11 protein-coding genes and 1 pseudogene are annotated in these 13,306 nt (G+C 63.3%); 4 read left to right on the plus strand and 8 right to left on the minus strand.

What is annotated here, in order from left to right; translation table 11 throughout:
* Window positions 1–195 precede the first annotated feature (195 nt).
* From pdhA to EZM81_RS09220, 3 genes are read left to right on the plus strand one after another with little or no spacing between them, the layout of a single operon-like run.
* Window positions 196–1,182 (plus strand): pyruvate dehydrogenase (acetyl-transferring) E1 component subunit alpha, encoded by a 987-nt coding sequence (pdhA, locus tag EZM81_RS09210; RefSeq protein WP_135448769.1) that lies wholly within the window; start codon window positions 196–198, stop codon window positions 1,180–1,182.
* Window positions 1,183–1,195: 13 nt separating this feature from the next.
* Complete coding sequence (locus EZM81_RS09215) at window positions 1,196–2,581, plus strand: pyruvate dehydrogenase complex E1 component subunit beta (protein WP_136645508.1); 1,386 nt, start codon at window positions 1,196–1,198, stop codon at window positions 2,579–2,581.
* 9 nt (window positions 2,582–2,590) lie between these two features.
* Window positions 2,591–3,925, plus strand: a complete 1,335-nt coding sequence (locus tag EZM81_RS09220; RefSeq protein ID WP_136645509.1) for a pyruvate dehydrogenase complex dihydrolipoamide acetyltransferase — start codon at window positions 2,591–2,593, stop codon at window positions 3,923–3,925.
* 90 nt (window positions 3,926–4,015) lie between these two features.
* On the opposite strand, the gene EZM81_RS18540 is transcribed toward EZM81_RS09220, so the two are convergent.
* From EZM81_RS18540 to cysE, 4 genes and pseudogenes are all read right to left on the minus strand, one after another.
* The gene (locus tag EZM81_RS18540) at window positions 4,016–4,426 is read right to left on the minus strand and encodes a CDP-alcohol phosphatidyltransferase family protein (protein WP_248298176.1); all 411 of its coding nucleotides are present in this window, start codon (window positions 4,424–4,426) and stop codon (window positions 4,016–4,018) included.
* A 218-nt stretch (window positions 4,427–4,644) separates the two neighbouring features.
* A pseudogene (locus EZM81_RS09230) lies at window positions 4,645–5,592 on the minus strand (phosphatidate cytidylyltransferase).
* Entirely contained in the window at window positions 5,589–6,236 is a 648-nt protein-coding gene (locus tag EZM81_RS09235) for a lysophospholipid acyltransferase family protein (RefSeq protein ID WP_136645511.1), read from the minus strand. The pseudogene EZM81_RS09230 and the gene EZM81_RS09235 overlap by 4 nt, the downstream one beginning before the upstream one ends.
* A 10-nt stretch (window positions 6,237–6,246) precedes the next feature.
* Complete coding sequence (cysE, locus tag EZM81_RS09240) at window positions 6,247–7,053, minus strand: serine O-acetyltransferase (protein WP_136645512.1); 807 nt, start codon at window positions 7,051–7,053, stop codon at window positions 6,247–6,249.
* An 87-nt stretch (window positions 7,054–7,140) separates the two neighbouring features.
* Here cysE and EZM81_RS09245 point away from each other — a divergent pair, with 87 nt between their 5' ends.
* On the plus strand, window positions 7,141–7,383 hold the full coding sequence (locus EZM81_RS09245; RefSeq protein ID WP_136645513.1) for a hypothetical protein: 243 nt from the start codon (window positions 7,141–7,143) through the stop codon (window positions 7,381–7,383).
* A 31-nt stretch (window positions 7,384–7,414) separates the two neighbouring features.
* Here EZM81_RS09245 and EZM81_RS09250 read toward each other — a convergent pair whose 3' ends face one another.
* The 4 genes from EZM81_RS09250 to EZM81_RS09265 are packed head-to-tail and all read right to left on the minus strand — an operon-like array spanning window position 7,415 to window position 13,301.
* Window positions 7,415–11,311, minus strand: coding sequence for a glycoside hydrolase/phage tail family protein (locus EZM81_RS09250; protein WP_136645514.1), 3,897 nt, complete (start codon window positions 11,309–11,311; stop codon window positions 7,415–7,417).
* The gene (locus tag EZM81_RS09255; protein ID WP_135451087.1) at window positions 11,312–11,755 is read right to left on the minus strand and encodes a peptidase; all 444 of its coding nucleotides are present in this window, start codon (window positions 11,753–11,755) and stop codon (window positions 11,312–11,314) included. It abuts the gene before it with no gap.
* Entirely contained in the window at window positions 11,752–12,672 is a 921-nt protein-coding gene (locus EZM81_RS09260) for a DUF2163 domain-containing protein (protein ID WP_136645515.1), read from the minus strand. The genes EZM81_RS09255 and EZM81_RS09260 overlap by 4 nt, the downstream gene beginning before the upstream one ends.
* On the minus strand, window positions 12,669–13,301 hold the full coding sequence (locus EZM81_RS09265; RefSeq protein ID WP_135451085.1) for a DUF2460 domain-containing protein: 633 nt from the start codon (window positions 13,299–13,301) through the stop codon (window positions 12,669–12,671). Before EZM81_RS09265 ends, EZM81_RS09260 begins: the two co-directional genes overlap by 4 nt.
* Window positions 13,302–13,306 lie beyond the last annotated feature (5 nt).

Genomic DNA, 13,306 nt, shown 5'->3' on the forward strand with positions numbered 1-13,306 from the left:
CCTGGAAGCGAGGGGAAGCAGTTCCCCTGATGCGACGAGGCGGCTCACGCCCGGGTATGCAGCCGGGTTTCGCGTGCTGCATGGGGGCATGACCTGCAAGCATGGCGCCGGGCAAATTTCCGTTGGCCCAATAATCATCGATGGTGTATGGATGGTTTAACGCTAAACCATTCCGCGACCCATGGGAGGAGCCCGATGGCGAAAAAGCCGGAGACGAGACCGAATGTCTCGAAGGAAGAACTTCTGAAATATTACCGCGAGATGCTGCTGATCCGGCGGTTCGAGGAGAAGGCGGGCCAGCTTTACGGCATGGGGCTGATCGGCGGGTTCTGCCATCTCTATATCGGGCAGGAGGCGGTGGTCGTGGGCCTGGAGGCGGCCGCGAAGCCCGGCGACAAGCGGATCACCAGCTATCGCGACCACGGCCACATGCTGGCCTGCGGGATGGATCCGAAGGGCGTGATGGCCGAACTTACCGGCCGCATCGGCGGCTACTCCAAGGGCAAGGGCGGCTCGATGCACATGTTCTCGAAAGAGAAACATTTCTACGGTGGGCATGGAATTGTCGGTGCACAGGTGCCGTTGGGCGCGGGTCTTGCGTTCGCTGACAAGTATCTGGGCAATGACAATGTGACCTTCACCTATTTTGGCGACGGCGCGGCCAACCAGGGCCAGGTCTACGAGACCTACAACATGGCCGAGCTTTGGGCGCTGCCGGTGGTATTCGTGATCGAGAACAACCAGTATGCGATGGGCACCAGCGTCAAGCGGTCCACCAAGTCCACGACCCTGTATGGCCGGGGTCTGGCCTACGGCATCCCGGGCGAGCAGGTGGACGGAATGGACGTGCTGGCGGTGAAGGCTGCGGGTGAGAAGGCTGTAGCGCACTGCCGGGCGGGGAACGGGCCATACATCCTGGAGATGATGACCTACCGTTACCGGGGCCATTCCATGTCGGACCCGGCCAAGTATCGCACACGAGAGGAGGTCGAGAAGATCAAGACCGAAAAGGACTGCATCGAGCATGTCCGCGATCTGCTGACGCAGGGCGGGCTGGCGTCGGACGAGGAGCTGAAGGCCATCGACCGTGAGATCAAGGCGATCGTGAACGAAAGTGCGGAATTCGCCAAGGAAAGCCCCGAGCCACCGCTGGACGAGCTCTGGACCGACATTTACGCCTGAGGGAGGAGACGTAATGGCCACTGAAGTTCTGATGCCCGCGCTGTCCCCGACCATGGAGGAAGGCACGCTGGCGAAATGGCTGGTCAAGGAAGGCGACCGGGTGAAGTCCGGCCAGATCATCGCCGAGATCGAGACCGACAAGGCGACGATGGAGTTCGAGGCGGTCGATGAGGGAATCCTGGGGAAGATCCTGGTTCCCGAAGGGACGGCGGGCGTGAAGGTGAACACGCCGATCGCGGTGCTGATGGACGAGGGCGAAAGCGTCGGTGATACGACCCCAGCCCCGGCAGCGGCGTCTTCGGTGGCGACTGCCCAGGTGGCAGCGCCTCCCACCTTGGTGGAGGTTAGGGCTGAAGCCCGACCTGCGCCAGTTGCCGCAGCGGGTTGGCCGCATTCCGACCTGCCCGAAGGCACGCCGACGAAGACCATGACGGTGCGCGAGGCGCTGCGCGAGGCTATGGCCGAGGAGATGCGCGCCGATCCGACCGTCTTCCTTATGGGCGAGGAAGTGGGCGAATATCAGGGCGCCTACAAGATTTCCCAGGGCCTGCTGGACGAGTTCGGCGCGCGCAGGGTGGTCGATACGCCGATCACCGAGATGGGCTTTGCCGGGATCGGCGTGGGTGCCGCGTGGGGCGGACTGAAGCCGATCGTCGAGTTCATGACGTTCAACTTCTCGATGCAGGCGATAGACCACATCATCAACTCGGCTGCCAAGACCCTCTACATGTCGGGTGGCCAGATGGGCAGCCCGATCGTCTTCCGCGGCCCGAACGGGGCAGCGGCGCGGGTGGCGGCACAGCACAGCCAGGACTTCGCGGCCTGGTATGCGGCAATCCCGGGGCTGAAGGTCTGCATGCCCTATACGGCGGCGGATGCGAAGGGTCTGCTCAAGACCGCGATCCGCGACCCGAACCCGGTGGTCTTCCTGGAAAACGAGATCCTTTACGGGCGGTCCTTCGAGGTGCCGGCCGAGGGCGATTTCACCATTCCCTTCGGCAAGGCCTCGATCCTGCGGCCGGGGTCGGACGTGACGGTTGTCTCGTTCGGGATCGGGTGCAGCCACGCCATGTCGGCAGCGGAGGAGCTGGCGAAGGACGGCATCAACGCCGAGGTGGTGAACCTGCGCACCCTGCGGCCCATCGACTATGACACGGTGCTGGCATCTGTGATGAAGACCAACCGCTGCGTCACGGTCGAGGAAGGCTTCCCGGTGGGGTCGATCGGCGACCATCTGGCCAGCACGATCATGCAGCGGGCGTTTGATTATCTGGACGCGCCGGTCGTGACCTGCACGGGCAAGGACGTGCCGATGCCCTATGCCGCGAACCTGGAGAGGTTCGCGCTGATCACCCCGGCGGAGGTTGTCGCCGCGGTAAAATCCGTCTGCTACCGGTGAGGTGAGGCCATGGCGACCGAAATTCTGATGCCGGCCCTGTCTCCGACCATGGAGGAGGGCACGCTGGCGAAATGGCTGGTGAAGGAAGGTGACACGGTGAAGTCCGGCCAGATCCTGGCCGAGATCGAGACCGACAAGGCCACGATGGAGTTCGAGGCCGTCGACGAGGGTGTTATCGGCAGGATCCTGGTGGCCGAAGGGACCGCCGGGGTGAAGGTCAACACGCCCATCGCGCTGCTGCTGGACGAGGGCGAGGATGCCACCTCGGCCGCGGCGGGGCCTGCATCGGCGGCGCCCGCGAAGAGCGAGGCGAGGGCGAGCGATGAGCGGCCGGTTGCGGCGCCCGCTGCGGCGGCATCCCCTGCCCCGGCGGCCCCGGTTGCCGCGAACGGGGCGCGCGTCTTCGCGTCGCCGCTGGCGCGACGAATCGCGAAGGAGAAGGGGATCGACCTGACGACTGTCAGGGGATCGGGCCCGCATGGCCGGATCGTCCGCGCGGATGTCGAGGGGATGCAGCCGGGCGCGGTGACGCCAGCGGCGGCTCCGGTTGCGAAAGCGCCCAAGGCGGCCCCTGCCCCGGCAGCGGCCCCAGCTGCCACGGCGATGCCGACCGGTCCGGCGACCGAGACGGTGCTGAAGATGTATGCCGACCGCGTTTACGAGGAAGTGCCGCTGGATGGCATGCGCCGGACCATTGCGGCGCGGCTGACCGAGGCCAAGCAGACCATCCCGCATTTCTATCTGCGGCGCGAGGTGCGGCTTGATGCGCTGATGGCCTTCCGCGAACAGCTGAACCGGCGGCTCGAAGGGCGCGGCGTGAAGCTGTCGGTCAATGACTTCATTATCAAGGCCTGTGCGATGGCGCTGCAGGCGGTGCCGGCGGCCAATGCGGTCTGGGCCGGAGACCGGATCCTGCGGCTGAAGCCTTCTGACGTCGCGGTAGCTGTGGCGGTGGATGGGGGGCTCTTCACGCCAGTCCTGCGCGATGCGGAGAAGAAGTCGTTGAGCGCACTGTCGGCCGAGATGAAGGATCTGGCGTCACGGGCGAAGACGAAGAAGCTGGCTCCGCATGAGTATCAGGGTGGCAGCTTCGCGATCTCGAACCTCGGGATGATGGGGATCGAGAACTTCGACGCGGTCATCAACCCGCCGCATGGCTCGATCCTGGCGGTGGGCGCGGGAGTGAAGAAGCCGGTGGTGATGGCGGACGGGACCATCGGGGTGGCGACGGTCATGTCGATGACGCTGTCGGTGGATCACCGGGTGATCGACGGTGCCTTGGGCGCCGAGTTTCTGAAGGCGGTGATCGAGGCACTGGAAAACCCGATGGTGATGCTGGCGTGACCACCACATTGAAGCAGGGGTTCTACCCACCGCACACCCTTGGGATACTTGCGGACAGATGAATTGGGGGGCTTTGGCCTCCCAATTCTTTCAGCGGGAGTTCAGCCTTCCGATGAGCGTCCGGGAGCGGCGAATGACCGTGACGGCGGTGCCGATGACGATGATCCATAGCGTGACAGTCAGCGTCAATTCAGCGGTATAAAGCGCTGCAAGGACGCTGCCCGCAGTCAAGACTGCCATGCGTTGCGGCTTGGCAAGGGGGCCGGAGAAATCGGCCGGGAAACCTTCGGCGCGACCGAATTCGCGAATATAGGCGGTGGCAATAGCCAAGGCTGCTGCAAGAGCACCGAGACCGGGGTTGCCGGCGGCGATTCCTGCTCCGGTCAGAAGGAGAAGGTCGGACAGCCGATCAGGCGCCTCATTCCAGAAGGCGCCATCCTTTTCGCCCTGCCCGCCTTCGACCGCGACCATCCCATCGATCAGATTGCAGATCAGCCGCATCTGGATTGAAACGGATGCGAGGATCAACCACAGGATTTGCAGGTTGCGCGGGCCGAACTGTGATAGTGTGTATAGCAGAAACCCTATCGCAGCGAACCCGACAGAGGCGCGCGAGATCTGGTTCGCCTTATAGCCCCTCTGCACGGCCAGGGCGGAGAGACGCCTTGCCCATCCCGAGTTGCGCGACCGGAGTGGCCGGCGAGGAGCGGGCGCACCCGTCATGTCAGCGACCAGTAATAGCGGGTGACGTGAAAGAAGATCGGCGCGGCGAAGATCACACTGTCCAGCCGGTCCAGGAAGCCGCCGTGTCCGGGGATCAGGTGGCCCCAATCCTTGACCCCGCGGTCCCGCTTGATCGCCGACATCACAAGGCCGCCGAAGAAGCCCATTGTTGTCAGGATCAGGCACATCAGCGCAGCCTCTGCCGGCGTGAAGGGCGTCATCCACCAAAGAGAAGAACCAACGAAAACCGCGGTCAGGGCACCACCTACCAGCCCCTCCCACGTCTTCGATGGCGACAGCGCAGGGGCAATCCTTGTTCTGCCGATCATCCTGCCCCAGATATACTGCATCACGTCGGATAGTTGCACGACGAAGATCAGATAGGCGATGAGAATGACATTGCGCCCTTCGAAGCCAGGAATCTGCAGATAAAGCAGTGCCGGAACATGGCTGACACAATAGACGCAGATCATCAGCGCCCACTGGGTTTCCGAGACGCGGACGAGAAAATTCTGGGTGGACCCCCGCAGCGCCGAGAGAACGGGCAGCAGCAGGAACACATAGACCGGCACGAAGACAGCTTACATGCCGTACCAGTCGATCAGGATGAGGTAGTAATGAAACGGCAGAACCAGGAAGAAGCAGGCCAGAAGCGACCAGTGGTCGGCACGGTTGTGGGTGGTAAGGGTAAGAAACTCCCGCAGGCCCGCAAATGAAGCAAGTGCGAACAGTATCACGACGCCCGGTTTGCCTGCAAGGAAGGCGATCGCAAGCAGGATCACCATAACCCACCAGGCCGCAATCCGGGCATTCAGGTTTTCGATGACCGGGTTGTCACCAGCGGGCGACAGGCGCTGCCGCAGTATCTCGCCGACGATGGAGGCGAGGATCAGGATTGCAGCCACGCCGGCTAGAAGCCAAATCAGGTGGGGCGTCGCAGTCATGCCGGCACCTGCGGCCGCAGTTCCAGAAGGGCGGCCGAGGCCCGGGACAGGAAAGCCTCCTTGGTTTCTTCAGGTGACAGGTGGATGGGTGCGCCGAAGGTCAAGGTGCAGATCAGCGGCACCGGAATGACTTCCCCCTTGGGCATGACCTTGTTCAGGTTCGCGATCCAGACCGGGACAAGATCGACCTTTGGCCGAGCCTTAGCAAGGTGGTAAAGGCCAGTCTTGAAGGGCAGCAGCGGCTCGTCCGAGCTGTTGCGCTTGCCTTCTGGGAAAAGGATCAACGAGGCACCCGCGTCGAGCGCCTCGACCATCTGTTGAATCGGATCGCGGGTCCGCGCCTCGGGGCGGCGGTCAATAAGGACGGCATTGAATACATCACGACCTATGAAAGCGCGAAGGGTAGAGGCAAGCCAGTAGTCCAGCGCGGCAACCGGTCGGGTGCGACGGCGCAGCGGTGCTGGCAGAACCGTCCAAAGCAGGACGAAATCGGCATTGGAAGAGTGGTTGGCGAAATACACGCGCTGGAGCGCCAGTGGCTCGATGCCCTGCCAGATGGCGCGAGGCGCGGTCATGAACCGCGCGAGGACAGAGATCGCCTGGCCGGCAAGGCCGGCCACGGCGGCGCGCAGGGTTAGCGTCATTCCGAGCGCTTCATTCAGCCTTGAGGATCTGATCCATCGTCAATGCCGGCTGGGCGCAACCTGCCTTCCCGACAACCCTGGCGGGAACACCGGCTACGGTGGTATTCGGCGGCACGTCCTCCAGAACGACCGACCCGGCAGCGATGCGCGAACAGCGGCCTACATGGATATTGCCCAGAACCTTGGCCCCTGCCCCGATCAGGACGCCATCGCCGATCTTCGGATGCCGGTCTCCGTCCTCTTTCCCAGTGCCGCCAAGCGTCACGGAATGCAGCATGGACACGTTGTCACCGACGACTGCCGTTTCTCCGATCACGATGGAATGAGCGTGGTCAATCATGATGCCCTTGCCAACACGGGCCGCCGGATGGATGTCGACACCGAATACCTCGGACACCCGCATCTGGACGAAATAGGCCAGATCAATGCGTCCGGCCTGCCAGAGCCAGTGCCCGATGCGATAAGCCTGCACTGCCTGATAGCCCTTAAAGAAAAGGATCGGCTGCAAGAAGCGGTGGCACGCCGGATCGCGTTCATAGACCGCCATCAGGTCCGACCGCGCCGCTGCACCAAGTTCGGGATCGGCGTCATAGGCCTCGTCGGCGATTTCCCGCAGGATCTGCTCGCTCATCTCACCAGAGGCCAGCTTGAGCGAGAAGCGGTAGGCAAGTGCCCGCTCCATGTTGATGTGATGCAGCAGGCCGGAATGGATCAGCCCGCCGAGAAGCGGCTCGTTTCGGATCGCTTCCTCCGCCTCCTCGCACACACGCCGCCACACCGGATCGACAGCGGTTACTTTCGGCTTGGTTTCCAACATGGCGGTGCCTCCTGTCTGGCGCCTTTTTAACACAGCGGGCCGTTGTTGCGACACTCAAAGTTGTCGGCAGTGTCATCACGCCTCGGAATGGACAAGCAGGGCGCGACAGGCAGTTCCCAGAGAGTGAAGAAAATCCGGGTCATCGGCCATCGGTTCAATGGCAGGGCAAGCCTGATGGCATCGCGCCATGAGGCTGCCGTCACCGAAACGCGGATCTGCCTTGCCGGTCTCGCACTGTCGTCTCGCAGCGATCTCGACTTCGGCCAACAAGGACTTTGCCACGCCAAACCTTCGCCGAGGCGGATGCCGCATCAGCACGCGCGCGAGTAATACGACCTCATGAGCAAAAGGTGGCCGCATCTCAGTTCATCAGGTCGATTGCGCGGAAAGGCCCGGGCCCATAGCTTGCCGATACCTGCGCAACCTCGACCCGAAATAGGCCAGTCACCAGATCAGCTGAACGCCTGTCAGCCGGATAGACGAACTGCGGCATCGTCACGACGAATTCCGAACAGATCGCACCAGACTGGACAACACGAACCATATAGGCCTCGCTTTCCTCACCCAGAGGGGCTTCAAAGGACTGCCAGGTATCGCCATCGATCCTTGTCCGGCGTATCCAGCTGACGGTCAAACTGTCATTCCGGTCACGCCGGGCCCGCAGATGCGCGACCGGATAGGGGCGCAGACCGGCACCATCAAAGGCCTCTACCCGCAAGACCACGTTGGCATCGTCGATACCCCGGCCTGCGGCACCGACGCGATAATAGCGGGCAAGGCTTCGCGCCGACAGTGGCAATTCGACCTGAAGCACGGTGGGGTCCAGCAGAACCACGGTGCTGCCCGCCGGCCAGACGTCCGGCATCAACCCGTCAGTTCCGGCTTGGCCACGCAGTCGCAGGGATACTTCATAGGTATCGGGCGCCACGACCTCGGCCCGCGCGAACTGGAATACCTCCCACTTCTGGCTGCTTCCGTCACCGATCGCCATTGCGTTCGCCCCGTTCAGGACTTCGTTCATGCCGACCGAGACCAGTTCGCCGCTAGCCAACCTGATCCGTAGCGGTGCCCCGCGGTCCCAGACCCCTGGCCGCGCACGAGCCATTGGGGTCTCGGTGGTTCCGACAACCGCCGCCGCCGCAAACAGGCGGTTCAATTCGTAGCCGGAGTCCTGACCAGCCGACCAAAGGGCAACCGGTCCGGGCCAAGGCGACGCCGCGATTGCGACGTGCGGCGCATGCGGAACTTCCTGCCCGGAAAGCAGTGGCAGGTCCATGAATACCGGAAAGACGGGAACCGGCCCAAGGTACGGGCGGGTCATGGTGGCTTCGCCGTCACTGTCCGAAGGCATGTAGACGCCCGGCTCAACGCGGACGGCATCCAGCAGCTGGGCCTCTGCCTGTTCCACGCGATCGATCCGATAGCGCCGTCCGGCAAATTCCACCACGTCACCCGCCCCGATCATCAGACGAGACTTTGGCAGTGCAAAGCGTGCGCTTTCCCTGGCGACTCTCGACTCGGCCAGCCAGCGTTCGACTGTGGCAATTCCTTCGCCGCCGGTCATGGCCAGAGGCAGTTCCGTCTGCGCCACGCCGCGTGCCTCTTCATCCGGAAAGCGTGCCTCGGCCGAGCGGACCTCGTAGCTGGACTGCGCATCGAAAAAGCTGACCCTTACCTGACCCGCGGTCTCAGCATCCGGGGCCCGAACACTCTCGAACGACCCCTCCATGTCGGGCAGGACGACAAGTTCTTCTTCAGTGATTGCAGCCTCGGCACGACCGCTGCGCGTTCTGAAATACAGTTTGCCATCGCGTTCCAGCGCATCGAAGCCGAAGGCAAGAAGCAACGGCTGCAGGGTCGCGCGTCCTGTGGTGATATCAGACTGGGCAAACCCCCGGACCAACCCGAAAAGCGCCCGCGTATCGACGGCATCAACCCCTGATCGCGCACAGATCTCGGTCACGACGGCTGGCAGCGGCTGATTGGTCGCCCTTCCGTTAAGCCAATGTCCGCGCGCATAGTTTGGCCCGTCGCTCCATATCGCAATCTGACCCGGGAACTCGGGAAAGGGCCGGGCATCCCACGCCCAGGCATGCGCACGGGCGATGTCGACCATCGGACCACCGTACAGCGCCGAAACCGGGTTCCGTACCGGATCAGACCAGTACGAAGTGACCGCAAGAAAGTACTGCATCTGAATCAGATCGTCTCGCCGCCCGCTCGACCAGGCCGGCAAGCCGGACTCCGACGATTTGTCGTCCACAAACTTGTTGGGCTGGTTGGTCCCCCTGTCGACCGCAGGCGCTCCGAACTCGGTAAAGCGGAAGGGCTTGGAGCCAGGCACCCATGCCGTGGGGCTGGTCTGCCGGACACCTCCGATCCGTTCGTGATGCAGGTTCGACCACCAGGACCGCAGATCCTTGTAGCGGAAGACCCATGGCTCGTCATGGTCACCGTCAGTGATCGGCAACCGCCGCTGGGCAAGGGCACCTTCCGGGCTGTCGTAATACCAATCGAAACCTTCGCCACCCTCGATGTTTGCCCGCAGATAGTCGAGGTTGTAGATTGACCCCCAACCTGCATCCGCATGGTCTTCGCCATCCCGCCAGTCAGACAGCGGCATGTAATTGTCGATGCCGATAAAATCCACGTTCGGATCAGCCCACAGCGGATCGAGATTGAAGTAGAGGTTCCCGTCCGCCCGGTGTCCAAAGTATTCCGACCAGTCCGCCGCGTAGCTGATCTTGGTTTCAGGCCCAAGAATCTGGCGCACGTCCTGCGCCAGTTGCCGCAGGGCTTCGACCGCAGGGAAACTGTCGCCTGCACCGCGAATCTGCGTCAGCGACCGCATCTCAGAGCCGATGCAGAAGGCATCGACCCCTCCGGCAACGGCGCAAAGCCGGGCATAATGAAGGATGAACCTGCGATATCCCCAGTCCTCAGGGCCGGAATATGCGACCGTGTCCCCGACCGCAGTGAAATGCTCCGGCCGGGCGGCTCCGAAGAAGCGTGCCACTTCGGCTTCAGCCGCTGCGGTGCGGTCCGGAGAACCGGCGCGGCCTGGTGCGATAGAAAGAGTAATGCGGCCGCGCCAGGGAAGCTTCGGTTGCGATCCTGCACCAGTCCAGGGATCAGGCAGAGCATTGCCCTCCACCTGGTCCATCAGGATGAAGGGATAGAACATCACCTCCTTGCCGCAACCCCGGACAGCTCGGATCGCTTCGATCACCGATGCATCAGCAGGTGTCCCGCCATAGATCGATGAATCCTCCACCCTGGGCACCTCCTGGGCGGCGCTGCGCCCGATGCCGCCTGCCCGCCAGGGCATGCCCACGCCGTCGCGCGCCTTCTGTTCGACCTTCGGCCGCAGCTCGCACGATCCACAGCGCAGATCATTGCCGAACCAGGAAACGACCAGCGACACCGAACCGACGGCTGGCATTTCCTCACCAAGCTGCCTCAGGCTTGTCGCAAAATCCGTAAGGCCCGAAGCAGAATGCATGTTCGCCGTGCGGTTCCGGCCAGGTCCATCAGCGTAATGGACAGGCGTTGTCGCCAACCCGTATTCGCCGGTGCCCGGAATCATCGCGACCGCCCGGATGGCACCGGCCAGGGTCGACCCCGGTTCCACTCCCGGACCCTGCGCCGAACGGACCACCTCGAAACTGAACTGTGGAACGCGATTGCCGTAAGAACCGAGGTCCAGATCCTCGATCAGGACATAGGCGACACCGCGATAGGCAGGTGCTCGTCCGGCACCCTCGACTGCTTCAATCTTCGGATCCGGGAGCTGCGTTTCGCTGCCGCTGTAGAGCCGCAGATTCAAATCGCGCGGCGAAATTTCGTTGCCATCGGCCCAGATGCGCCCGACGCGCAGGATTTCGCCCTCGCACAGCGCGATCGCCAGACTAACGGAGTAGCTGTATTCGTTGACCCTGGGTTTCGGCGCCCCCTTTCCCGATCGGCGACGGCGCACGGTTTCGGTGAATTCGGTCGCCCAGATGACCTGGCCGGCAATCCGCATGCGTCCCCAGACCTGGCCTATGGGGGCACCTTCACTAGCGCCGGTAAGCCGCAGGCGGTCGATCCGCCCCACGTCCACGGGTTCCGAACCTGATCCCATAAGCCGCTGGTCGATCACCCGGCCCAGCGTCGCGCCGATGGTTCGGCCGATCACGGCACCGGACAGCCCGAGGATCGTACCCCCGAATCCGGCGCCGATGGCCGCTCCGGCCGCAGACAGAAGTAGCGTGGCCATTCATTCGGCTCCTTCAGGAAAGCAGAAGCGCGCCGCGATCCGGCGCTGCCATGGAAGGGAAAGCGGGCTCTCGACCACGCCGTGTCCGGCATAGGCGTGAACGAAGGCAGCACTGGCACCGATCACGGACTGAATGCCAAGATGCTTGGCGATGCCCCCTTCGCGCATCCGGAACAAAAGCACATCGCCAACCGCAATCTCTTCCAACGGCTTGCGCCGCAGCCAGCGCGCGGCGGCCTCCATCAGGACCTCCTGTCTGGAAGGCTCGGCCCAGTCGTCGCTGTAAGCCGGCATCGGCTCGGGCTCCTCGCCGACGATCTGACGCCAGACCCCGCGAAGCAGTCCGAGACAATCCGTCCCGGCGCCACGAACGGAAGCCTGATGCAGATATGGCGTTCCGATCCAGTCCCGGGCCACCTCGACAACGCGTTCGGGCCGCGTCATGACCCGGAACCACTGGAAAGCGTGGAAGGCAACCGGGCTGCCAGCGACTTCCCGGTATTCGGACGACCGGGCACCGGATACGAAGCCAGCCAATCCTCGCCAGGAACATGGGGAAAGCCACGGAAGTTCAGGGAGTTGGCGAACTTGGCCCGGCAGGTTTCAGCATGCTTATTGCACCCTGCCCCGATCCTGACCAGATCCCCCGCCGCAAGGCCAGCTCCGATCGCCTGCCACAGCTCAATCCTGCGACCGGCCCCAATGGCACGGTCTTTCTTAACCACCCCGATCAAGCCCGTCGCCGCGCCGCTCACAACTTCGACCCGGCCATGCTCGAACCAACGGTCCTCAAAGGCTTCGAACCTTTCAAAGGAAAGGACCCGGCCCTCTTCCACCGTCTCGACCGGAAGCTGCACCGAATAGCCCGGCGTCGCCAAGTCGAATCGGCAGCGACCGTCACCCAGAACCGCGGAACATGACGGCTGATAGGCAAGCCCCTGCGGCTGGTTCAGGGCTTCGCTCAGGCCGCGCAGTTCGGCCCGAAAGGCGCCGCCCGACCGCTGGATTTCCCCGAACGAGCCCCGAAACTGCTCGACCCAGTCCTCCGGCTTCGCCCAGTTGACCAGAAAGGATCGCACAACTGCCCCGTCGAACCGCCCCGACAGCAGATCGGCCTCGCTGATAGCCGCGTCACTCAGGGCACCAACCACTTCCGAGTTGTCCACCGACAGGCCTGTCGTCTGTTGTACAGCCCTCGCCGTCAGCCCGGTGTCCGCCCGGCACAGCACGCCGTCCACGACAAGATCACGGTCATGGTCGGTAAATCCCAAGACCACGCCATCCCGGCGCGTAACCGTCCAGACCCGGCAGACAGTCGTGGCACCCGTTGCAAGATGTGCACGCAATTGATCGGTGCTCATAGCCGGATCTCCAAGATGGGAACGCTCGGAACGTCACCCGCCTGAAACGAGGCCACCGAGACCTGGATCGCATCGCTGTCAAAACGTACCGGCACGTCGAATTCGAAGCCTGCCGTTACCCGCACCCCCGCATCTGGCGCGATCTCGAAGGCGACTTCGCCGGTCTCGGCATTCACCACGAACTCCAGCTCCTCGATCTTCGGATCCCCGGCCAGCGCCACCTGCACGGTGCCCGCCACCGGCTTGCGGATCGGCCGCGCATATTCCTGCAGCCCCGAACGATAGGTCTTCTGCAACTGGAACACGGTCGTCACCCCGTCGCCGATGCCGATCAGCTGGTCCAGAGGACCCGGCGTTCCGCTGGGCTGGCAGGACTTGTAGTCCGACCAGTCCTTCCAGCGAAAGCCATGCAACTGACCGGCCCTCGCCTCGAAGAAGGCGATCAGGGTCTCGATGTCGTCCAGCGACCGCAGGCCCAACCCGGCGTCATAGCGCCGGCGCGAATGCGCCCAAGGCGTGTTGCGTTCCTCGAAGCCATTGGTAAGGGTGACGATTTCCGTCCGCCGTTCCGGGCCCCCGATCGAGCCGAAGCTCAGGTTGGCCGGAAAGCGTATCTCGTGAAAGGCCATGTTCG

It is taken from the genome of Tabrizicola sp. YIM 78059 (assembly GCF_004959785.1).
GTDB lineage: Bacteria > Pseudomonadota > Alphaproteobacteria > Rhodobacterales > Rhodobacteraceae > Tabrizicola > Tabrizicola caldifontis.